The organism is Rossellomorea sp. QJM3NY_18, assembly GCF_056173145.1.
This window is the reverse complement of record NZ_CM149659.1, coordinates 2184596-2207957: the sequence shown is the minus strand read 5'-3', so window position 1 is coordinate 2207957 and position 23362 is coordinate 2184596. Positions and strand designations below refer to the sequence as shown.

The following is a 23362-nucleotide window of genomic DNA, read 5'->3' as shown; positions in this document are numbered from 1 at the left end:
TCTTCTACCGATTTTATCACATTTGTCGATGTGTTTGAGAGTAATAGAAAAGAGCATGGACCAAGTCCATGCTCTAAGAATAGTTACAGTATTATAAAACCTTAATGAACGCTTCTGCCGCTGCTTGACTTGATTGTGGATTTTGTCCCGTCACAAATTTACCATCGGTAATGACATGATTGCTCCATGCACCTGATTTTTCGAATTGAGCTCCCTGTTCCCTCAATTTCGTTTCTAATAAGAACGGCATCAGTGAATCAAGACCGGTTTGCTGTTCTTCTTCATTCGTGAAGGCAGTTAAGCTTTTTCCTTCAACCAGCCATTTACCATTAGATAATTTCGTTCCGACAAATCCAGCCGGACCGTGGCAGACGGAACCGATCGCTTTATCATTTTCAGCAAAGTGCACTAATGCCTCTTGAAGTTCAGGGCTTTCAGGCAGGTCAAACATCGTCCCGTGTCCACCTGGTAAGAAGATACCGGCATATTCATTTACATTTAATTGGGAAAGGACCAGCGTTTGATCCAGTTCTTTAGTGACCCCTTTCCACTTCTCCACTTGTTCATCATCAAGGCTGTTCGGATCCAGCGGGATGCGACCGCCTTTCAAACTTGCAACGTCCACTCCAAAACCTTGATTCTTAAATTCTTCATATGGTTCAGCGAACTCGGATAACCATAGACCTGTTTCGTGTTCATCATCAATCTTACTTTCATTTGTTAAGACCATTAATATCTTTTTCAATGTATACCCTCCATTTTTTTCTCTAATTTCTTATCACTCTATTGTTTTATCCATTTCACATAAAATTAAACTTCTTCTAAAGCATACGACCTATCGGTAGTTGGTCAGATATAAGAAAACGACCCTTGCGAGAAGGAGTCGTTTTACACTAGTTGATGTCAAATTCGAATTGGATCTTTTTCTGATTGGCATCCCAGCTCAGATAAGCGGAGAATTCTTTTTCTCCTTTCTTGAATCCGTCAATTCGGTCGGATTTACCTTCGGTTAATACCTTTTTAACGATCTTCTGTGTCATTTTCTTTGATAAGATGGTTTTAGAAATAGTAAAGCTGCACTTAGTACTCTGATAATTGGAACACCCATAGAATTTCCCTTTATCAATCACTTTCCCACCACATTTCAAACAGTTGCCTATACTTGTTTTGGGAGCTCTTTTTCCGCTTCTTCCCTTCGTTCTTTGAATAGAAATTGTATCCAAATCCTCAAACTTCCATGTGGTGGATTCCTGAAGGGCGTTTTGAACGAGCCGTTCATTTAATTTCTTCACTTGCTCCATAAATTCAGGTGCAGATGCGTTGCCTTTTCCTATCTCCTGCAGTCGCTGCTCCCACTTAGCCGTCATTTCTGCAGATGCTAACACATTATCACCTATTGCACGTATCAGTACCTTCGCTTTATCAGTGGGAAAGACGATATTTTTTTGGATATCAATGTACTTGCGATCTTTGAGCATGGTGATGATGCCTGCCCGGGTCGCTTCCGTCCCAAGGCCTTCTGTTTGTTTCAACACTTTTTCAAGCTCATCATTGTCCATATATTTACCGGCCGTCTTCATTAAGGTGATGAGTTGTCCTTCTGTGTAGCGTTTCGGGGGCTGTGTTTTCCCTTCTTTGGTCACGACCTTCTTTACGACGCCTTTATCCTGTTCTTCGACAGGTGGCAGGAGAGGTTCCTCTTCTTTTTCGTTTTGCATGAGAACCTTACGCCAGCCTTCCTGTAAAATCTGCTTCCCTTTTGAAACAAATTCAGCCCTTTCATCTACGACCGTTGAGATGGTCGTGTAATTGATGATCGCTTTGTCGTGGTGAGCCGCGATAAAGCGTTTAACGACGACATCATAGATCTTTCGTTCATCATCTGATAGGGAATGGGGATCTGTTACTTGCTCTGTAGGGATAATCGCGTAGTGATCCGATACCTTTGCTTCATTCACAAAACGTTTATTGTTCATGATGCTTGCATGGGGAGTCGGGATCCAATGATTGTAAGGGCTGAACTCTTTCAGTTTGTTCAATATTTCAGGAAAGCTTTCAGCTTCACCTTGCGTGACATATTGGGAATCAGACCTTGGATAAGAGACGATCCCTTTTTGATACAGTTTCTGCAGCACATCCAATGTTTTTTTAGGTGAGAACTTATACATTTTATTGATGGTTGCCTGCAGGGCTGAAAGATTGAAAAGTAAGGGTGGTGCGAACTCTTTCCTCTCTGTGTTCAATTTACTGACAGTTGCAGGCTTGTTTTGACAAAAAGAAGCGATTCTTTCAGCAAGATCCGGTGATTGAATCCGGCTCTCTCCATCTTTCTGCCAAATCCCTTCATAAATGTGATCGTCGATGTGAAAGGTTGCTTTCACTTCCCAAAAGGGTTCGCTTTTAAATCGGTCGATCTCTTCGTCCCTTCTCACGATCAAGGCAAGAGTCGGAGTTTGAACCCTGCCTGCAGAAAATACATCGGACATACCCTTTTCTTTTAGCAGGATGCTGTATACCCTTGAAGCATTCATACCCACGAGCCAATCGGCACATGCCCTGGAATAGGCTTCAAAATATAAACTTCTCATTTCTGTTTCTTCCCGTAGACTCTCGAATCCTTGAATGATGGCTTTCTCAGTCAGGGATGAAATCCACAGTCTCTTCATTGGTTTCTGAACCTTGGACATGGAGATGATATTCCGGATGATTAACTCCCCTTCACGCCCTGCATCACCTGCATGAATGATTTCTGTGACTTCGTTTTTTTTAAGAAGGTCTTTAATGATAGAGAATTGTTTCGCTTTAGCCCTCTGTAACTCATATTGAAATCTGAGTGGAATGATTGGAAGGTCGTCCAGTGACCATTTCTTCCATTTGCTTTCATACTTCTCAGGGGCTTGAAGCTGAAAAAGATGTCCAACTGCCCACGTAACATAAGCACCTTTGGGGAATACATCGTTTGGATGAACTTCGATATATCCTTGACGTTTCCTATGGGAAAAAGGCTTGGCAAGGGTCGCTCCCTGGTCGGGTTTTTCAGCTATTACGACTTTCATAACATTCTCCTTTTCATTTTATTGATTTTATCATTATACCATTTTTTAAGAACTGCTGTTCTACTAAAATAAGAAATCGGACTTGCATTTGATTAATCAGAAACTGGTTGTTCTTTTAGAGGGTTATATATGTTCATTCAGTATGTAAAAAGGTGTTACAGACTTTGAATCTGTAACACCCGTTCGTTACTGCCCTAGATTTTCCAAGTTTCCTTTGATGTCCTGTAATTGATTGAATGTATTCACGATTTCAAGGTTCTTGAGCTCTGATATTTGAACTTCCCCTTTATCAATTTCAACTAAAGCCCGATCGATTCCTTCCAACGCTTGTTGGTTATATCCCTCCACTTTTTGGTGGATATCGTCAGCTAGCTTAGGAGGATTTAAATCATTGATTTCCTTGATTTCATTTTTCATATCAACAAGTCTTGTCTCAAGTTCCGGAATTGCGGATGAGTCTGAAGCAGCATTTTCCATTAAACCGGGAAGGTCATTGGCAAATTGTTCTGCTTCATTCAGGTAGTCGGTCATTTCGTCTACATAGGTTAAACTGTTATTGGCTTCTTCCAATATGCCGCAGCCAGTCAGTGTAAAGAAACTGAATGCTATGAGAATCAGTAATTTTTTCATGTATCGGTCCTCCCTGTGGTGTTCCTTCCCCTGTATATACGAACCTTATCGATAAAAGTTTCACTTTTTTGTTGAATGGTCAATCTGTGAAACCAAACGATATGGAGGTTTAGGGACATGCTCAAAAAAAGAAGGCCAACGCTTATACGTTAGCCTTCTGTGTTTATTCGATGATTTGAAGTTCTTTTGGATAATTGGTTAATGTGGTATACCCGTCCTTCGTGATAAGGACGTCATCTTCAATCCTTACACCACCGATTTCCGGCACGTAAATACCAGGCTCTATTGTGTATGTCATGCCTTCTTTTAATATGCCATCATTTAAATGACTCATGGAAGGGAATTCATGGACGTTGATACCTAATCCATGCCCGATTCGATGTGGGAAGTAATCACCGTATCCTGCATCTGTGATGATGTCACGTGCGATTTGATCCAGGTCGCCAATGCGATTACCTGGCTTGCTTGCTTCTAAGGAAGCGAGCTCTGCTTTTAGAACAGTGTTGTAGATTTCCTTCTGTTTATCAGACACTGACTTATAAGCGAACGTACGTGTAATATCAGAAGTATAGCCTTCAAGGACAACCCCTAGATCAAACAGGACGAAATCTCCCGCTTTCAGTTTACGGTCTCCCGGATTACCGTGTGGATCTCCAGCCTTTTCACCGAAGAGTACCATTGTAGAGAATGACATTTCACGGATTCCTTTTTTCTTTAATTCATATTCAATCTTTGCAAGGACTTCCATTTCGGTAATGCCTTCTTGAAGTGCACTTACCCCTACTTCAACCCCAAAGTCAGCCATTTCCGCTGCTCGGCGCATGACCGCGATTTCGCCCTCATCCTTCACTACCCGCATTTGATTTAATTTGTCTTCAACGTTCACCACATGTGGCGAGTCGAAGATGTTTATAAACGCCTGACTGCGTCCATAGGTTACGACTTCATTCTCAAAGGCCACTTTTTCCCCTGTAATTTTTCTTTCATGAACGGCATCCTTAATAAAGTCCCAAGGATTTTCGTGGTCTGAGTAGCCAATCACTTCGTTGCCCCATCCGGCATCCTTCACTTGTCTCGCTTCCATTCCTGGAACCACTACAAAAGGTTCGGCATCCGGAAATACGAACAGTCCCATTAATCGCTCATGTGGATCTGTGTGGAAATTCGTTAAGTAAAATACGTTTTCAGTTGAATTGATAAATGCTGCGTCAATTTTCTCTTCTTTTAACCATTTTTTTAACGTTTCTATGCGGTGTTTCATCGTCTGTTCCTCCTCAAGTGTCATGATGTTATGTAATCGTTTAATGTGAGCATATCTATGCTAACATATTTAAGTGAAGTTTGAAATCATTGTAGTATGGGACGGTTTTTAAAGGGTGTGTGTTTTTAACAGGGTAGGCTTTTCCTACCTCCTGCCTATAAAGGATGGAGGGCGTATGTGATATAATTTGGAGTATACAGTGAATGTAGGGTGGGAGTGGCCACTTCCTTATAGAAGGAGGTGGTGCTTATAGTGACAACGTATGAGGCGTTAACGCTAATGATTACATTTGGCTCTTTAATTGTCTCCATCATTGCCATAGTTATTTCAAATGACAAAAAGAAATAACCCCACCCTCATGAAGCGCCTAAACTTTGAAGGGTAGAGTTATGTTCCTTTCTCTATTGGGCCACTGCTTTCCTTGCAGTTTGCTGTGTAGCAAGAGACATTGGTTGCCGCCAGTGTCTCTTGTTTTATATTATACTCTCCTTTTAAGATAGTATATTTTCTAACGGAAAGCAAGATGTGGCCGGGCAAAAAAGAAAGCTCAGTGAGAATTCTCTAAGCTATACGTATTAATAAACGGTTTCGGTTCTTTTTGGTTTACGAACAAAAGCCATGATGCCGGCGATTAAGAATAAAAGTCCAGGAATGAACCCGAATCCGATTGTTCCAAGTCCGATCACAAGAGCAGCAATGATAAACATGATTCCGGATAGTACCGGCTTTTTATTTTTGACAATGGTCATAACCGCAATGATACCAAGGATTGATGCAATTATGCCTAAGATCACCAGATAAGAACCCATGGATTCAGCTGTTTCCATGATGGCACTCATATCCCCTGCTGTCATCCCTGATTCCTGTAGATTCGGGTCACTTTCCATTCCTTCCTCGATTTGGGACATCACTTCCGGGCTGCTCATGCCCATGTTCAGTACGATTCCAATGATGGAAAATAATGCGGATAAGACAATTCCGATCACTCCCATGATGACTTCACCAGTACGTTTTACCATGCTAATCTCTCCTTATAAGTTGAATTCTTTATAGTATATTGTGTTTCTTGCTCATATAGGCCTCCAGGATGGATTGATCCTCTGGAAAGCCTAGGGGCAGATTTTTTAACTCTTGAAGTGAGATCCATTCAATCTTATGTATTAATTGATCGGGATCTTGAAGTGTCGCTTTCCCTCCAAGAAGTTGGACTTCGTAATAGTGAATGGTTGTGGAAATGTCTCCTTCACACCCCCATTTTGTGTAAAGATGTTTCCCTGCATTCACCTTATAGCCGGTCTCTTCCCATACTTCTCGTTCACAACAATCCCTAAGGGTTTCCCCTTCTTCAAGACCACTTGAAGGGACCGACCATCGTTTCTCTTCCTCTTCTTTTCCCTGTAAAACCATTAATAAACGCCATTCATTCATACAAAGGGCAGATGCCCCTTTCCATTCATTCATTCACCTCGCTTCAAATTAATATGTACTTTTTCCATTTTTGGAATTGAATCTCCTTAAGCTTATTCGCTCTTTTGACAAAATTCTCCTTCATTAGAATAAAATTCTTTATTTTCAGACTTCAGCCTCTTCCGCATCAATCAGAGAACACCCTTTTTATTAATATAGCAATTACTAGCTCGTTCACAGGAATATTTTCTTAGTAAGAAAACAAAAAAAGGGCTGGCTTCATCCCATTGAAGCCAACCTTTTAACGAGGAGTCGTGTCAATTTCTATTCTTACTCTACCGTAACGACCTCGCTCCCTCAACTTCCCTCTGAAGGGATATAAAGTTCTCTCAATAAATGAAATGCACGGTTTAGGCGGTTTCAGCTTCATTTCATATATTTATATAATTGTAAGCATAATTCAACATGCATGTTTTGATGAAGTGCATTAATAACTGAAAAAACGGCAGAAAATACATTCTGCCGTTTTCAACCTTATGATTGTAAATCTACCGGTATCACTGCATTTTTTAATTCCTCGTTTAAATCAGCAGTACATTTGTCTTTCTGTTCAGTAGTCCAATTCAACAATTTGGACATCATCTCAATGACTGGTTCCTTCCACTTCTCTACCCACTCACGGTCAAAGAACAAAGCGCCTGTCCGTCGAATGAAGAAATCCACTGGAGTCGCTGCCATCTCTTCCTGAATCGCATAAATCAGTTGGGCGTACAAGTAAGGAGGGACGGACCTTTCATCCGTTGATCCACTGTAAGCATGGGCAAGCTTGAATAGCTGATCCACATTGGAGCCATACATTCCGGCAAACTTTCGACCCTCCGACTCTGTTAATCCATATTGAGTGGCTTCTCCTGCCTTCTGGTCAATGAATGATTGAAAATTCTGCGATCCTCCAACATGCCCACCGGAAATCGGCATATGCTTTGTCGAAGATGCAGGGAACTTCTGCTTATGTTCTTCTTTTAAACGTTTAGATACAAGGTCAACGACATGTTCCCCCATCTTGCGGTACCCTGTCAGCTTACCGCCTGCAATGGTGATCAGTCCGCTTTCTGCTTCCCAGACTTCATCTTTGCGCGAAATTTCAGAAGGATCCTTCCCTTTTTCGAATATCAATGGACGCACCCCTGCCCAGCTGGATTCCACATCGTCTATCCCTACTGACACATCGGGAAACATGAAGTGAATCGCATTCAAAATATAATCTCTGTCTTCTGATGTCATATGAGGGGATGCTTTCTCAGAGTCAAAGAATGTGTCCGTTGTCCCTACGTAAGCTTTCCCGTTGCGAGGAATCGCGAATACCATCCGTCCATCCGGTGTATCAAAATAAACGGCTTGTTGAAGAGGGAATTTGCTTTGATCGATGACAAGATGGACTCCCTTGGTCAGGCGGAGCTGTTTATTATTCGTGCTGTAATCCTTACCACGGACATCATCCACCCAAGGACCGGCAGCATTGACAATTTTTGATCCGCGAATGTCAATCGTTTCACCTGACACCAAGTCTTCTGCTTCTATTCCGACTACTTTCTTGTTGTCATAGAGGAATCGTTGGGATTTCATATAGTTTAAAACCGTTGCCCCATGTGCAACTGCTTCCTTCATGACCTCGATGGTTAAACGTGCATCGTCTGTACGATATTCAACATAGTAACCGCCGCCCTTCAACCCATCCTTTTTGACGAGGGGCTCTTTTGTTAACGTCTCTGATACCGATAGCATGGATCGTCTTTCATTTCTTTTAACACCTGCGAGATAGTCATAGACCTTCAACCCGATCGAGGTGCTGAATTTACCGAAGGTTCCTCCTTTATGAAGGGGTAACAGCATCCATTCAGGAGTTGTGACATGCGGCCCGTTTTCGTATACGATTTCTCGTTCTTTTCCTACCTCGGCCACCATCTTGACTTCGAATTGTTTTAAGTAACGCAGTCCCCCGTGGACCAATTTTGTGGAACGGCTGGATGTACCTGCGGCAAAGTCCTGCATTTCCACCAGCGCCACTTTCATTCCACGTTTGGATGCATCGAGGGCAATCCCTGCACCGGTAATACCTCCTCCGATGACAATCAGGTCGAATTGGTTGGAAGACAGTGTATGTTTTACTTCTCTTCTTGCAGTGCTTGAAAATGTCATAGTTGGTTCCTCCTAAGAATTAAAGAAATGATTTCTGCTCTTACTCTACTGTTTAACCATAAAAAAAGAGACCGAAACAAACATCATGGTCAAAATGTGCCATAATGCAAGTTTGGTCTCTCTTGGTCTCTAACCGTTTTATTAACTTGGGTTCATTATATCATATGTTTCATTTATTTAAAAGCCATTGCTGCTTTTACAGCTTTTTTCCAGCCGCCATATAGTTCTTCCTGTGTCTCAACGGCCATGTCCGGTTCGAATTGTTTATCTTTATTCCACTGTTTGAAGATTTCTTCGCGATCTTTCCAGAAACCGACGGCAAGTCCTGCAAGGTAGGCAGCACCTAATGCGGTGGTTTCATTGACCACTGGACGTTCGACCGGTACGGATAGCAAGTCACTTTGGAATTGCATTAAGAAATCATTCTTGACTGCCCCTCCATCGACTCTCAGTTTTTTAAGGGAAATTCCGGAATCGGCTTCCATGGCTGTCAATACATCCTTTGTCTGATAAGCAAGGGATTCAAGAGTGGCTCTTACAAAATGTTCCTTCGAGGTGCCTCGCGTTAAGCCGAATACAGCACCGCGAACGTCACTATCCCAATAAGGAGTTCCCAAGCCTACAAAAGCAGGTACAACATATACGCCATCAGTTGAGTCCACTTTTTCTGCATAGTCCTCGCTATCCTTTGCATCTTTCAGCATGCGGAGTCCATCGCGAAGCCATTGAATAGCAGAACCTGCAACGAAAATGCTGCCTTCAAGAGCATATTCCACCTTTCCGTCGATTCCCCAGGCAAGGGTCGTTAATAGACCATTATCAGACTTCACCGCTTTCTCACCTGTATTCATCAGCATAAAGCAACCTGTCCCGTACGTATTCTTAGCCATGCCTTTCTCATAGCATGCCTGTCCGAATAATGCAGCCTGCTGATCTCCCGCCGCACCTGCAATCGGGATTTCTCTACCAAAGAAATGATACGGAACCGTTTTCCCATACACTTCTGATGAAGGACGGACCTCTGGAAGCATACTTGCCGGCACGCCGAGAATATCAAGGAGCTCTTCGTCCCATTTCAAGTCATGTATATTGTACATAAGTGTACGTGAAGCGTTGGAATAATCCGTTACATGAGCCGTTCCACCAGACATTTTCCAAATCAGCCATGTGTCGATCGTTCCGAACAGAAGCTTTCCTTCTTGCGCCTTTTGCTTTACACCTTCAACATTGTCCAAGATCCATTTCACCTTTGTGCCGGAGAAATAGGCATCAATCAGCAAACCGGTTTTATCACGGAAGGTATCGTTTAGTCCCTGTGATTTTAATTCCTCACAGATTCCAGCAGTTTGTCGGGACTGCCACACAATCGCATTATATACCGGGTCACCGGTCTCTTTATCCCAAACGACTGTTGTTTCACGTTGATTCGTGATCCCGATTCCTTCGATTTGATCGGGTTTCACACTAGATTCCGATAAAACGCTTGCAATGACGGCAAGGACAGATCCCCAAATTTCATTCGCACTATGTTCTACCCAGCCCGGTTTAGGAAAATGCTGAGTAAACTCCTTTTGAGCAGTATGAACGATTTCCCCTTTTTTATTAAAAAGGATGGCTCTTGAGCTTGTAGTTCCCTGATCCAAAGATAAAATAAACTTTTCCATTGATAACCCCTCCAAAGATTAATTTTCTGTAGATAATTGATGTACTTTTTTAGCTAAACTGGTCTTTCTGTCACTTGCGTAGGCAAGTCCAAGGACGGCAAGAAGAATCACAAGAACCACCCAGAAGCTGGTCGTGACTTGTCCAATGAAAACCGCTTTATAAAAGACGCCACCAAAAGATCCGCCTAATACCGGGCCTACTACTGGAACCCATGAATATCCCCAGTTGGATGGTCCCTTTCCGGGAATAGGAAGCAGGAAATGAGCGATACGCGGTCCAAGGTCACGAGCCGGGTTAATCGCATATCCTGTTGTACCGCCAAGAGAGATTCCGATCGCGATGATAAGGAATCCGACGATAAATGGATTTAATCCGTCTGTAAAGGTATTCGCCCCTATGGATAATAATCCTACTACTAATACAAAAGTTCCAATGATTTCACTCAATAAATTTGAAAAATAATGCGGAATGGCTGGACCTGTAGCAAAAACTCCTAATTTCACACCTGGATCCTTTGTTGCGTGCCAATGGGGTAAAAAGTGTAAATATGTGATGGTTGCCCCGATGATTGCCCCGATCATTTGTGCGAGGATATACTCAGGTACATCGCTCCATGGGAAATCACCATTGAACGCAAGTCCCAAAGTAACAGCAGGATTCAAATGTGCCCCACTAAACTGTCCTACGGCGTATACACTCATGGCAACACCCAATCCCCAACCAAATGTAATGACGATCCAGCCGGCGTTATACGCAAATGACTTCTTGAGATTTACATTTGCGCAAACCCCCGCACCGAAAATAATGAGCAATGCTGTACCTACCACTTCTCCTATAAATGCATTCATGCATCATCCCTCATTTCTATTAGATTTTGCTCTGATTCACTATAAGCCGACATTAACAATTGATTTCCTGTAAGAAGAACTGTCAGTACCATCACTTTTCAGGCTTTAACGGGGCTTTTTAGCTCGTTTACCCGATATATGACAGTGATAATCCTGTTAGTCAAGCTTGACCTCGTCATCAGAGCCCGTTGAATCATAAATAAAGAGACTCACGGAATATGCCCATCAATTGCGGGCACTTCACGTGAGTCTCTTCATCTCTTTCACAACGTATTAACTTGTCATATATGTTACTCCACAATGAAAGCGGTGTCAATGGATTTTCAGGATTTTTTATTTGTCAAAATGTTTCCATAGGACTCGATCAGAGGTTGTAATCGCCGTCGCTCCTGCCTCAAGTGCCGCTTCCACTTCATCCACTGTATCAATGAGTCCGCCTGCAAAGATGGGTTTGCCTGTCTTGGTGCCTATTTCCTTAATGATTTTCGGAACCACGCCGGGAAGAACTTCAATGAAATCCGGATCTGTCTTTTGGATTAATTCAATACTGCGGTTCATCGCGCTCGAATCTATGACAAACATTCGCTGGGTGGCAAACACGCCTTTTTGCCTCGCTTTTTTTATGACGTTTCCTTTAGTGGATATAATGCCATAAGGTTTGACTTCCTGGCAGACATACTCAGCTGCGTATTCATCACTCGAAAGTCCATGAATGAGATCCAGATGTAAAAACATCTTTCGATTTTCGTTACGGGCATATTCAAAAACACTTTTCAGCATCCCGACATGAAGATCTAGGAACACGCCGTACTGAAAAGAGGTTTCGAGCATTTTTTCAAAGTCCTTCATTGATCTTATGGCAGGTAATATGTTTTGGCCTTCAAAACTCAATGTCTTTCACTCCTTATGTATCAGCTTGCGTTTTAATTGATTTTACCACAAATATATTGGGGTGTAGGATGAATCATTAAATGCTTTTAACAATATGAAAATAAACATCTGTTAATAAACTTACTATATGGAAAAACACCAAAAAAAAAGAGAACCCCCTCGGTTTAGGGTTCTCCCGTCGAAACCTACGTCGTGACTGTGATGTTCTCAAAGTTTTTCGGGGTAGGTCCGTATTGATTGCTCCCATGATCACTATCAAAACACATAAAGACAAGTAAAACGATAGCTCCAGCAATAGGGACAAAAGCAATGAAGTACCACGCACCACTTCTGCCTGTATCATGCAGACGCCTGACTGAGACAGCTAAAGAAGGTACGAAAACAGCTAATGCATAAATTCCGTATAGTACCATAAAGATTGTGCCTGAAGAATCGACTATATTAGCTGCAAAACTAAGTATAAACATAATAACGAAATTGACCAATGAAAACATCCAGAATTCCTTTCTCCTCGATCTACCTGTGAAATCTGCATACTTCTTTAATGCGGTTAAGTACCAATGCATTTTGGAATCATTCCTCCTTATTTGGTGTTTAATAAATCTAAGAAATTTACAATTAATTGAATTATTTCCAATTTACCTCTTTTAATAATAATATAAACCTTTTTTATCATTTTTATAGATTGTATTGAAAATCAATTGAAAAACCCTGTTCTAAAAGGACAGGGTTTTTCCTCTTCTTCAATTTTTTCGACGCGTACCGAAACATAACGTACTTACTAAACTTATATCGCCCAATTCCCATTACGGAAAATGGCAATCTTTTTTCCATCGCGACAAACTCCGTCAATATTCATAGTGGCTGAACCAATCATGAAGTCTTCATGCACGACACTTTCATTGAGACCCTTTACTTCCCGCTCTTCGTCAGATAATATGTTTCCATCTTTAATACAAGTCGGATATGAAGACCCGATCGCTAAATGATTTGATGCATTTTCATCAAACAAGGTATTAAAGAATAAGATACCGGAGTCTGAGATGGGTGAATGATGAGGGACAAGCGCCACCTCTCCAAGGTAAGCTGCCCCTTCATCGGTTTCGATTAATTTACGTAGTATTTCTTCTCCTTCTTTAGCGGAGACTTCCTCAATTTCTCCATCAACGAATGTGAGAGTGAATCCATCTATCACATTTCCATTGTAAGCAAGTGGCTTGGTACTTGTAACGGTCCCATTCACTCCTGTTTTTACAGGGACTGTATATACCTCTTCTGTCGGCATATTGGCAATGAAGTTGGTTCCCTGAGGGGTCTTGCTTGCGCCGGTAAGCCATATATGGTCTTCATGCAGTTCAATGGATAGGTCCGTCCCTACCGCGCTGTAGTGAAGGCTTTCTAAATTTAGTGAGTTGAGTTGGGTGGCTTTATCGGTCAAGGTTTGGATATGGGATTTCCATGCGGAAACAGGATCTGGATGATCGATGCGGACCGAAGTGAAAATACGTTCCCATAGACTGGCGACTCTTTCTGATGATGGGAGTTCAGGAAACACTTTATCCGCCCATTTCTGTGAAGGAATGGCGACGATGGACCAACTGATTTCATCCTTTTCAATCGCTTCATAGAATCGATCAAGTGCATCCCCACTCGCTTTCTCGAAATTCATGATCCGGTCAGGATCGATACCTTTCAGAAGATCCGGATCATTGGCCTCTATTTGAAGAAATGCTCCTTTAAGGTCCACTACCCATTCATGAGCAGCAGCCAGCCAGCTCGGATATTCATAAAACACATCATCCGGTGCCGATTCATAATGCATTCTCATAATTTCTTCATCATACCATTGAACATGTACAATTCTTGCGCCTGCAAGATAGGCTTCCTTCACGACAAGGCGAACAAAGTCTTCTGTTCCGAGCGGTGCTGAGATCCAAAGCGGTTGATCTTCTTGTACATTCACCCCGACCTTTACTGCCAGCTCTGCATATTGTTTTACTTTTTCTTGAAAATCTTTATGTATACTCATTCTGAATTCTCCTATTCTAGTAATCTAGTGATGTATTCTTTCATTTTTTCGTGTGTTTCCTCCAACGATTCGGAGGGTTCTTCTACCTCGGCATGTCCATAAAACATATTACCAAAATGCTCTGCTTCTTCATTCCTTGGAATAACATGCATGTGGTAATGTGTTAACTCATTGTAGATTCCGCCATTCTGGCAAATTGTCACTCCATTCGGTTCATATAATGCATGAATGGTACGTGCTACCAGTTGTGAGGCCTTTATAACAGAGAGACTTTCCTCATCGTCCAGTTCTGTCACTTCTGCTTTATGTTTCTTTGGCAGGATCAGTGTATGACCTGAATGGTGGGGTACATGATCAAGTATGCATGTGACATATTCATTCTCATATACAATATGTACTTTTTCTTCATGATTTGAAAGTCGGCACCCAAGACAATTTTTCATTTGTACTCCTCCCATACACAATGGATTTAAAAGGGTTTTTCTAAAAAGTGTCGAACATGGATACATAGCAGCGTTTCTCCTATCATCATATCACGTTATGGAAAGGATATCAGAAAATAATGGAAATTACATTGCTTAATGAAACTCATGCTGAAGATTATTGGAACCTTAGGTTAGAGATGTTGAAGCAAAGTCCTTCTAGCTTTGGCAGCAGCTATGAAGAGGCACTTGAGCGTCAAAATCCAATTGAAATGACAAAAGAGAGGCTTTCAAGTGAAGACAATTTCACGTTTGGCTGCTTTGTTGAGAAAAGACTGGTAGGGGCTGTTACGATGGTACGGGAAACTACTTTGAAAATGAAGCATAAAGCCTCCATCTATGCTATGTATGTCACCCCCACACAAAGGGGGCAGGGCTTGGCAAGACGACTGCTGGAAGCAGCCATAAATCTTGCAAAAGAAACAGAAGGCATCGAACAACTGATGATCACAGTCGTTACTAACAATGAAACAGCAAAAGGACTTTATCATTCGTGTGGATTCATACCATACGGAACTGAAAAGAGAGCGTTGAAGTATAACGAGGAATACTACGATGAAGAATTAATGGTTATGTTTTTATAGTGATGCTCTGATTGAAAAAGCGGATAGTGCATCATGTTAAAAACGGTGGGTCTCCAAAAAGAGGTTCACCGTTTTTCATAATACATGATAGTCGAAGCTGATTAAAAGAAAAGTCACCACGAAAATGGATGCAATAAAGGCTTTTATAGGATTCAGGTAGTGAAGGCGTAGCATTGGGAACATAATACAATAAAAAAGTATCGTCCACCATAGATTCCATCCTTCAAAATATTCTATGGAATCGGTTTTCCCCGCAGCCCATTCAGTCAATGTTGCAACACCGATATATTTCAGATAATAGACAATCTTGATTCTCCATTCTTCAGGATAATGGCTCAAGAACAGAATGACAAGGCAAGGATAAGCAACCATTGTATAGAGCGTATCCGTCACAAACATATTGACAAAAAATCCGTCTAATTCCCACACGGCCTTAACTGTATAGCTGAGATACTGATAAAACATATTGAAAAAACTAAAATAGTAGATGGTGGGAAGAAACTCCCTCCACCTACTCCAAGATCCCCATTTCAAGGAACTAAGAACAATCAATACAATCACGGCAATATGAAACATGGGATCCCCCCATAATATGATACAAATGATTGGTCATAGTGTACCCTTCTATATGGAAATTCATTCCCAAATTCGATTTTGGGTTAGTGTCACATCTGTTTGCTGTCCGTAAATAAATCCGCTACTTTGTTGCTGAACTCTCTTAAATAATGAAGATAGTCCTCCCCACCGTAGTTATAGCGCTTATTGTACATCTTTGCCACCACAATGTTTAAAGATGGGATGACAAGAAGCGTCGGTCCCGTTACTCCAAGTATTTGATACGATTCACGGGGTACCCGTTCCCCCATTTCACTTCTCGCCCGTGCTTCTCCTTGTACATACCAGAATAGACCGTTATCTGGAAGGGACTCGTCATGATAAGCAACATTTTGGATCGAGGTAGATAACTCGATTACCTGGGATGGAACAATCTGTTCGCCTTTCATCCTGCCCTTTTGCAGGTGCAGTTGTCCCCATAGGGCAAACTCCCTCGCGGAAACGAATAGATTTTTTTCTGTACCATCATTGGTCGTGCCCAGTCCTGAAAGAGACGGTTCCGTTACTTCTACGATAATGTTCACAAGGTTTGCGTCGGGTTCTGTCCGCCAGCCCGTTTCTTTTAATCCGATACGTGAAAATATCCGTTCTTCCAATAGCTGAGGGAACCCTTTTCCGTAAAGTCGCTGAATCAATTCGGTCAAGATCTCCACTCCGATGTTACGATAAGCCCAACCGGTTCCGGCCTTGAATTCTCTGTACCATTGGCCCTTCTCATCGATATGAAGGCCGTGGGAATTAGTGGCAAGGTGCCGGATGGTCGTATCCATCACTATTCCAGCATCCAATTCAGGCATATACACAGAAATCGGATCGTCAAGACTTTCAATGTATTTGTCATATAATGCAAAGGAAACGGCAAGTCCTAAATAGCTCTTTCTGGCAGAAGCCACATTGAATTGTGAATCAGCCTGGACAATCCTCGCATCCTCTTCTTGGGAGTGGCGTCCACTATAATGCTCTACCACTACATGATTATCTTTAAGGATATAGAGTGCGCCGGCAGAGCTTCCATTTTTATCTTTGATTTCTTCCACCCAGGAAATCAATTCCTCTGCACGGTGTTCGATTTCCTTCACTCTCTTCCCCATTCTTCCGCTAAAATTCCATAAACAATATGATCAACATAGTGATCGTAGAGCCATTCCCTCTGTCTCAGCTTCCCTTCCTCTACAAATCCAAGTCTTTCCGGGATGCTGCGGCTCCGTTGATTAAATTCAGCAGCAGTTATTTCGACTTTATTCATTTTATAATAATCAAAGGCGTAGCTCGTCAACCCTTTTGCAACGGTCGTCATGATTCCTTTCCCTTGATAGCCCTCACCCAGCCAATAGCCGATATAGGCGACTTTATTGGACCAATTCAGTTCATTGAAACCCGCAACACCGACGATTTCATTTTGATAAACGATCGCAGTCGTCAAACTCTTATTATTGGCAAATCCTTGCCGGGTCGCCTTAATGAACTCCCTTGAATCCTCCACCGTTTTAGAGTAGTCCACCCAAGGAAGCCACTCGCGTAAATAGGAGCGGGATCCATCTGTCAGTTCGAATAACCTTTCTGAGTCTTGTAGTTCAAAAAGTCTTAATTCCAATTTATCGTTTAATTGATAGGTAAACATCTTCATTGCTCCTTATCTTTGTTTTGTAAGATTATTGGTATTCATGAAACTCATTACCACTTCTGTGAAGTGGTCTGTTAGAGGGACGGACCTCCATACATATAATTATGGTAAACCGCTACTGCTTTATGAAGGTCCGTCCCTCTAATTGAATGTTTATCGGAAGGTTTGCGTTACCTTCCCTTTTCCATTCTGGACTTCTACTTTTCCGTAAGCCCCATTGATGAATGTAATCTGGGGCGGCTGATGACCACAGTCGATATCATAGACCACAGGGATTTGTAATTCGCTTTCGATTTCATGATAAACATCTTCTGCTGTATAGCCGTCCACTGGAGTATTAGCGGCACTTCTCCCGAATAGCAGCCCTGCAGAATGCTCTAACCATCCTGCGAGTTTCATTTGTACGAGTGTCCGGCGTAAATCTGCCGTATTTATCTCACAGTTTTCCAAATACCAAATGATCGGCTCATCGACAATATGTTTCTTTCTGAATGAAGCCACATCCCCGAATGGTGTCCCGATAAGGTTTCTGATCACATCGATGCAGCCTCCGAGGAATCGGCCTTCCATTTCTACCTTCTTGTCCCCGACGGTTTTCCAGAACGTGGGCTCAGTTAAATGAAATACATGTGGTGAAGGCTGTTCATGATTCCATTCTTTTTGATACTTCTGGGAAGATAATTGGGTGACCGAAGAGCCATTTTCTGTGTAAAGGACATTTTCCCATTGTTTCGTTGTCGGATCAGTAGTTTCTCCTCTCAAGTCAATGAGGTTGGTCCCATGTGCCGTGGCCATCCCTGTCTTTAACGTTAATGCAAGTAAGAGGGCACTAATATCGGAATATCCAAGCACCCACTTAGGCTTGATTTGTTGAAAGTCGATTAAATCGAGGACTTCTATGAGGAGCTCTCCTCCCCAGGGCGGAATGATGAGTGAAATCGAATCATCCTGAAGCATTCTATTTAATTCGGCTGCTCTTTCCGTTGCCGGAGCAGACTTTGCTTTATGCTGCTTCCAAACGGTTTCACCACACTCTAAGGTGTACCCTGCTTCTTCCATTTTAGCTATCGCTTTCTTCAGTAAATCGTGGAGCTCATGTGGCACGCCAGAAGAAGGTGCGGTCAAGCCCACAGTAGAATGTTTCGTAAGTAATGGATATGTAATCATCTATATCCCCTCCCAGTGGTTTACCCGATTTTACCAGAATGGTAGAGTGGGGACAAGAATTTTTTTCCATTTTGAGGGACGGACCTTCTCCATTCATATTATGGTAAACCCAGATTGATAGATGAAGGTCCGTCCCTTAGAACAACAATTATTTACAATAATTTGAACGATTTGAAAAGGTTCTTGGGTTTTGGGGTGTTGGGGAGGTTTGTATGGTAGAATGATTTGGTTGCGTAAAATTGGTTTTATGGAGGTACTATTTTGGAAAAGAAGACGGTGAAACAAAGCCTGGCGGTTTTGATGATATCATGTATGGCCATGACGCCTTTTCAGCAGACGGCGCATGGTAAATCAACAGTAGAAATCAATGCAGATGCTGCAATATTAGTAGAAGCAGATACAGGAAAGATTGTTTATAGTGAACATGAAGACAAGGCACTTGGTATTGCGAGCATGACGAAAATGATGACGGAGTACCTTGTGTTAGAAGCGATTGAAAATGGGAAAATAAAATGGGATCAAACGTATAAAGTAAGCGATAAGGTTTATCAATTAGCTAATGCCCCTGGATTAAGTAACGTTCCATTGAGAGCTGATGAAGAATATACGATAAGGGAATTGTACGATGCCATGGTCATCAAGTCCGGCAATGGGGCCGCAATTGCGCTTTCAGAGGTGGTGGGTGGTTCTGAAGGGGAATTTGTGAAGATGATGAATGCCAAGGCGAAGGAACTTGGCTTTGAACATTATCAATTCGTCAATTCCTCCGGGCTCAGTAACTACGATATGCTGGGGATGTATCCTGAAGGAACAGATGTGAATGACGAAAATGTGGTGTCAGCGGAAGATATGGCAACCCTTGCCTATTACCTCATTCATGATTTTCCGGAAGTATTGGAAACATCAAGTCTCACTTCTAAAGTATTCAGACCTGGGACGAGTGAAGAACTGGTCATGAAAAACACAAATGGCCTATTAAAGGGGAAATCCTATCATTACAAAGGCGCAGACGGTCTGAAGACCGGCACGACTCCCTTCGCCGGCTCTACCTTTACCGGGACGGCAAAAAGAAATGGGGTCCGTTACATTACTGTCATTCTTGACGCCAAGGATGAGTACGGCCAGCCAAGCAGTGCAGAGCGATTTATTCAAGCAAGGGAACTCCTCGATTACGGTTTCGATGAGTTTAAGACTGTAACCTATGACTTGGATAGCATCGAAAAGAAAAAGAAGCATACCATACCGGTTCCGAATGGAAAGGAGCAGGAAGTGACAATTAAGGTCGACAAACCCCTCTCTATCCGCTTAACGGATGAGGAGGAGGACAAGGTAGAAACCACACTGAATCTCGATGAAAAAAAAGTCAACGAGGATGGGTCCCTTCAGGCTCCTATTGAAAAAGGAGAAAAAATCGGGGAATTGGTTATCGATACAAATGAAAAAGAAGAATATATCTTTGACAAGAAGTCCTCAGCTTATAAGGTGGATGTTTATGCTGCAGAATCCGTAAAGAAAGCGAGCTGGATTGTCCGAAGTGCACGCGGCATTCAGGATTTTTTCGGTGATCTCTTCTAACGGATAGGATACCTGTTAATGATCGGGCTAGATTTAGTATTTGCTTTTCTATCCCGTTCGTGTCAAACTTATTTAGTCAAGGATTTAGAAAGCAGGTGGCATAATGATCGAAGTGAAACTATCGTCTCTTAGCGACGGAGATCTTAATCGTGGAGTTTTTGCAAAAAGAGATATAGCCAAAGGAGAACTGGTTCATGAAGCACCAGTCATCCCTTACCCAAACGAGGAACATGAGCATATTGAGAAGACGTTCCTGGCGGATTATGTATTTGAATACGGAATCAACCACACAGCACTTCTATTAGGATACGGAATGTTGTTCAACCATTCATATACACCGAATACGGTTTACGAAATCAATTTTGATAATCATACTTTCGACTTTTATGCTTATAAAGATATTCAAGCCGGAGAAGAACTGCTTATTAACTACAATGGCGAAGTGGATAATGATGAACCGCTTTGGTTTAATAAAGATAAGAACGAAGAAGAATAATGAAAAAGGGACTTCCAAATTTGGAGGTCCCTTTTTTCATTTATAGGGGGACGGACCTCTATAAATGCTCCGAATATGATCAAGAATAAGCATAAAACCTGAATTCCTCATAAAAATAGCAGGTTAAATTGAGGTCCGTCCCTCTTTCAGCTTCGTGAGGATCCTTCTTTTTCGGTAGAGCATTCGACCGGTCTCCCCTATGTCTTTGATCATGGATTTGTTGATGAATGAGCCGAAGAGGATACCGGCGATGGGAACCATTTGAAAGAGTTTTTTCCATCCGAAGTTGTCACGAAAGCTGACCATCACTTCCCTCCACCCCTGCAGCTGGGACAGGGTTTGCTCTCTTTTATCCTTCTTCTCCCCATTAAAGTCTTCGAGTTCTTGTAGTATAGCTTGTTTACCTACAATGTCCGATGAAACAAATTGGAGGCATTTAATAATAAAAATACGCTCTTCTTGATCATTGGGATTATAACCATAGCACAAAGCTATTTCTTGAAGGGTTTTTAGTGATATTCCCAGAATGAATGGGATATCGATACTTAATGTCAGAAAACCACCGATCCCTGTAGTGGCACCTTGAGTCATCGCCACCTTTTTCCTCAAATCCACAATTCCTTCGCTCACTTGATCCATGTAGGCAAGTGGAAACTCTTCAATTTTCTTTAAAGTTAAATCAGAATCTATCGTTTTTTTGATGAATCGATTTAAGACCTCCTTCTCACTTGTCAGATGACTTCCACCTTTTTGTATGTAGCTCCCTATCTCATCCAAGGCTTGACCAATTTTATTATGTACCATTTGAGGGGTGATCCGATCAAGAATCATAAATGGAATCCTGCCGAGTTTCTCCCAGAACCACAATCCTTTTTGACCATCAGCCCATTCATTGACAATCTCAAGTTCCTTTAATAGGACCTCTTTCGTTTCTTCTTGACTCATGACACAGCTCCTTTCGATTACGTATAAAAAAAACAGGCATCTAAGCCTGTTTTTTTAAATGTAATTAAACCAAGTCTCCGGTTTTTTCTTCTAAAATCTCAACTTTAATTGTGCGCACCCGGCGGTTATCCACTTCTTCGACGCTTACCTTCAAGTTTTCATAATCAAAGCTGTCACCTTCTGATGGAAGGTCTTCAAAGCTTTCAACGACCCATCCCCCAATTGTATGGTAAGAGCTTTCAGGCTCTGGTACGTCGAGTAACTCTGTAAATTCATCCAATTGATATTGGGAATCGAATCTATACTCTTTGTCACTGATTTTTCTCATGGAATGTGTTTTTTCATCTTGCTCATCCCAGATTTCCCCTACAATCTCTTCCAGGATATCTTCAAGGGTGATGATTCCTGTGGTTCCACCAAATTCATCTACTACAATGGCCATATGCACATTGTTCTTTTGAAGCTTAGTAAGAAGTGAAGAGATCTTAACCGATTCAAATACAAACATCGGTTCACGAATCAATTCCCGAATGTTCACTTCACCGAACTTAATCAAGTGAGTGAAGAACTCTTTTTCCGAGAGAATTCCGATAATGTTATCAATATGATCCTCATATACTGGAATCCTCGAAAACCGTTCTTCAAAGAACATTTCTTTGATTTCTTCTATCGGCTGATTCACCTCAACGGCCATCACATCGATCCTTGGGGTCAAAACCTCGGTTGCAAGGATATCATCAAAGTCCATGGAGCGGTGAATCAACTCCCTTTCTTCTTTATCGATGACTCCTTCTTCTTCACTAATATCAAGCATCACCTTTAACTCTTCCTCTGTGACAGACGGCATTTCGTGATCTTTCGAGAAGAATTTCGATACCAACTCCTTTAATTTAATAAAAAAGAAGTTGATCGGTGTAAGGACCTTGATTAAGAAAAATAGCACGCCGGATATGGTCAGGGAATATGTTTCTGCGTTTTCTTTGGCCAATGATTTCGGGAGGATTTCTCCGAAAATCAGAATTAACAGCGTCATGACAAACGTACTGATGACAAGACCAGTGTTCCCTCCGAAAATATCTGTCGCAAGCTTTGCTGAAATACTTGCTGCCGCGATGTTCACGATATTGTTTCCGACTAATATCGTAGACAGGGCTTTATCAAAATTCTCAGCAATATAATGCGCTTTAATGCTTCCTCTTCTTCCTTCAGTTACGAAATTCTTAAGTCTGATCTTGTTCACGCTTGAGTAAGCCGTTTCCGCCGATGAGAAAAAGGCAGATAAAAGGATTAATGCTCCCAGTAATACTAATGAATTCAGTGGTATATCGTCCAAAAAAAAGTCACTCTCCTGTAATTGCTTATCTATTATGCTGGATTAACCAGAAAAAACCATTAATGTCTGAAATAATGCCAAAGCCTGTGGGGAAACCTGCTTCAACATGCGTTTGCGGTCTTCATCCCCTAGTGTATCCAACGCCTGCAAGACTTCATGTAATTCATTATGCAAATGCTTCATTTCATTTCGTATATGCTTTACCTGCTTTTCAAGCACGGATTGATCGACCTGATTGGACTTCAATAAAATCATACGATCTTTGATTTCATGTAAGGTCATTTTCATCTGTTGACATTGTTCAATCAGTTTCAGATCGGCTAATGACTCTTCATGATAGTATCGATAATTATTAAGGGACCGGTCGCACTTCAATAATCCCATTTTTGTGTAATAGTCTATGGTTCGCTTGGATACTTCACTTATCTTCGACAGCTCGCCTATTCGATACAACTTCCCAAGTGATCACCTCTAGAGTAGTATACTGCATTTTAATAAAACCGTACAGTTAAACGTTACGGTTTAGGGACGGACCTCAAAAATCCATCTATTTTA

At 41.8% G+C, this 23362-nt stretch carries 24 protein-coding genes; 4 read left to right on the top strand and 20 right to left on the bottom strand.

Annotated elements, in window-relative coordinates; translation table 11 throughout:
* Positions 1-91: 91 nt before the first annotated feature.
* The 4 genes from AC0VXY_RS11255 to AC0VXY_RS11240 form a co-directional block, all read right to left on the bottom strand.
* Positions 92-745 carry a type 1 glutamine amidotransferase domain-containing protein gene (locus AC0VXY_RS11255; RefSeq protein ID WP_435990691.1) on the bottom strand — a complete coding sequence of 218 codons (654 nt, stop codon included), beginning with the start codon at positions 743-745 and terminating at the stop codon, positions 92-94.
* A gap of 148 nt (positions 746-893) precedes the next feature.
* Positions 894-3056: a DNA topoisomerase III gene (locus AC0VXY_RS11250; RefSeq protein WP_475525294.1), complete on the bottom strand. Its 2163-nt coding sequence runs from the start codon at positions 3054-3056 to the stop codon at positions 894-896.
* Between the two features lie 186 nt (positions 3057-3242).
* Positions 3243-3686, bottom strand: a complete 444-nt coding sequence (locus AC0VXY_RS11245; RefSeq protein WP_475525293.1) for a DUF6376 family protein — start codon at positions 3684-3686, stop codon at positions 3243-3245.
* A gap of 163 nt (positions 3687-3849) precedes the next feature.
* Entirely contained in the window at positions 3850-4947 is a 1098-nt protein-coding gene (locus AC0VXY_RS11240) for a M24 family metallopeptidase (RefSeq protein ID WP_475525292.1), read from the bottom strand.
* 240 nt (positions 4948-5187) lie between these two features.
* On the opposite strand from AC0VXY_RS11240, the gene AC0VXY_RS11235 reads away from it, so the two are divergent.
* Positions 5188-5295, top strand: a complete 108-nt coding sequence (locus AC0VXY_RS11235; protein ID WP_430341197.1) for a putative holin-like toxin — start codon at positions 5188-5190, stop codon at positions 5293-5295.
* A gap of 227 nt (positions 5296-5522) precedes the next feature.
* Here AC0VXY_RS11235 and AC0VXY_RS11230 read toward each other — a convergent pair whose 3' ends face one another.
* The 9 genes from AC0VXY_RS11230 to AC0VXY_RS11190 form a co-directional block, all read right to left on the bottom strand.
* Positions 5523-5966, bottom strand: coding sequence for a DUF4064 domain-containing protein (locus AC0VXY_RS11230; RefSeq protein ID WP_435990695.1), 444 nt, complete (start codon positions 5964-5966; stop codon positions 5523-5525).
* A 28-nt stretch (positions 5967-5994) separates the two neighbouring features.
* Positions 5995-6408, bottom strand: coding sequence for an NUDIX domain-containing protein (locus tag AC0VXY_RS11225; protein WP_475525291.1), 414 nt, complete (start codon positions 6406-6408; stop codon positions 5995-5997).
* Positions 6409-6888: 480 nt separating this feature from the next.
* Positions 6889-8553, bottom strand: a complete 1665-nt coding sequence (locus AC0VXY_RS11220; RefSeq protein ID WP_475525290.1) for a glycerol-3-phosphate dehydrogenase/oxidase — start codon at positions 8551-8553, stop codon at positions 6889-6891.
* Positions 8554-8726: 173 nt separating this feature from the next.
* Entirely contained in the window at positions 8727-10217 is a 1491-nt protein-coding gene (gene glpK, locus AC0VXY_RS11215) for a glycerol kinase GlpK (protein WP_435990698.1), read from the bottom strand.
* 18 nt (positions 10218-10235) lie between these two features.
* Complete coding sequence (locus tag AC0VXY_RS11210; RefSeq protein ID WP_435990699.1) at positions 10236-11066, bottom strand: MIP/aquaporin family protein; 831 nt, start codon at positions 11064-11066, stop codon at positions 10236-10238.
* 333 nt (positions 11067-11399) lie between these two features.
* Positions 11400-11957, bottom strand: coding sequence for a glycerol-3-phosphate responsive antiterminator (locus AC0VXY_RS11205; RefSeq protein ID WP_435990700.1), 558 nt, complete (start codon positions 11955-11957; stop codon positions 11400-11402).
* A 185-nt stretch (positions 11958-12142) separates the two neighbouring features.
* Positions 12143-12523: a DUF805 domain-containing protein gene (locus AC0VXY_RS11200; RefSeq protein ID WP_475525289.1), complete on the bottom strand. Its 381-nt coding sequence runs from the start codon at positions 12521-12523 to the stop codon at positions 12143-12145.
* 221 nt (positions 12524-12744) lie between these two features.
* Positions 12745-13986: an aminopeptidase gene (locus AC0VXY_RS11195; protein ID WP_475525288.1), complete on the bottom strand. Its 1242-nt coding sequence runs from the start codon at positions 13984-13986 to the stop codon at positions 12745-12747.
* Positions 13987-13997: 11 nt separating this feature from the next.
* Entirely contained in the window at positions 13998-14429 is a 432-nt protein-coding gene (locus tag AC0VXY_RS11190; protein WP_475525287.1) for an HIT family protein, read from the bottom strand.
* Between the two features lie 119 nt (positions 14430-14548).
* Here AC0VXY_RS11190 and AC0VXY_RS11185 point away from each other — a divergent pair, with 119 nt between their 5' ends.
* Positions 14549-15052: a GNAT family N-acetyltransferase gene (locus AC0VXY_RS11185; RefSeq protein ID WP_435990704.1), complete on the top strand. Its 504-nt coding sequence runs from the start codon at positions 14549-14551 to the stop codon at positions 15050-15052.
* A 75-nt stretch (positions 15053-15127) separates the two neighbouring features.
* On the opposite strand, the gene AC0VXY_RS11180 is transcribed toward AC0VXY_RS11185, so the two are convergent.
* From AC0VXY_RS11180 to AC0VXY_RS11165, 4 genes are all read right to left on the bottom strand, one after another.
* On the bottom strand, positions 15128-15628 hold the full coding sequence (locus tag AC0VXY_RS11180) for a CBO0543 family protein (protein WP_435990705.1): 501 nt from the start codon (positions 15626-15628) through the stop codon (positions 15128-15130).
* Between the two features lie 89 nt (positions 15629-15717).
* On the bottom strand, positions 15718-16746 hold the full coding sequence (locus tag AC0VXY_RS11175) for a serine hydrolase domain-containing protein (RefSeq protein ID WP_475525286.1): 1029 nt from the start codon (positions 16744-16746) through the stop codon (positions 15718-15720).
* Positions 16743-17288 (bottom strand): GNAT family N-acetyltransferase, encoded by a 546-nt coding sequence (locus AC0VXY_RS11170; RefSeq protein ID WP_435990707.1) that lies wholly within the window; start codon positions 17286-17288, stop codon positions 16743-16745. Before AC0VXY_RS11170 ends, AC0VXY_RS11175 begins: the two co-directional genes overlap by 4 nt.
* A gap of 156 nt (positions 17289-17444) precedes the next feature.
* Positions 17445-18458, bottom strand: coding sequence for a S66 family peptidase (locus AC0VXY_RS11165; protein WP_475525285.1), 1014 nt, complete (start codon positions 18456-18458; stop codon positions 17445-17447).
* A gap of 261 nt (positions 18459-18719) precedes the next feature.
* Between AC0VXY_RS11165 and AC0VXY_RS11160 the strand changes: the two genes are divergently transcribed.
* Together AC0VXY_RS11160 and AC0VXY_RS11155 are read left to right on the top strand one after the other, a co-directional pair.
* Entirely contained in the window at positions 18720-20033 is a 1314-nt protein-coding gene (locus tag AC0VXY_RS11160) for a D-alanyl-D-alanine carboxypeptidase family protein (RefSeq protein WP_475525284.1), read from the top strand.
* A gap of 103 nt (positions 20034-20136) precedes the next feature.
* Entirely contained in the window at positions 20137-20529 is a 393-nt protein-coding gene (locus AC0VXY_RS11155; protein ID WP_034759385.1) for an SET domain-containing protein, read from the top strand.
* Between the two features lie 123 nt (positions 20530-20652).
* Here the strand turns inward: AC0VXY_RS11155 and AC0VXY_RS11150 are convergent, their stop codons facing one another.
* From AC0VXY_RS11150 to AC0VXY_RS11140, 3 genes are all read right to left on the bottom strand, one after another.
* Complete coding sequence (locus AC0VXY_RS11150; protein ID WP_475525283.1) at positions 20653-21474, bottom strand: EcsC family protein; 822 nt, start codon at positions 21472-21474, stop codon at positions 20653-20655.
* A 64-nt stretch (positions 21475-21538) separates the two neighbouring features.
* Positions 21539-22807, bottom strand: a complete 1269-nt coding sequence (locus AC0VXY_RS11145) for a hemolysin family protein (RefSeq protein WP_435990711.1) — start codon at positions 22805-22807, stop codon at positions 21539-21541.
* Between the two features lie 42 nt (positions 22808-22849).
* Positions 22850-23260 (bottom strand): MerR family transcriptional regulator, encoded by a 411-nt coding sequence (locus AC0VXY_RS11140; protein ID WP_435990712.1) that lies wholly within the window; start codon positions 23258-23260, stop codon positions 22850-22852.
* Positions 23261-23362 lie beyond the last annotated feature (102 nt).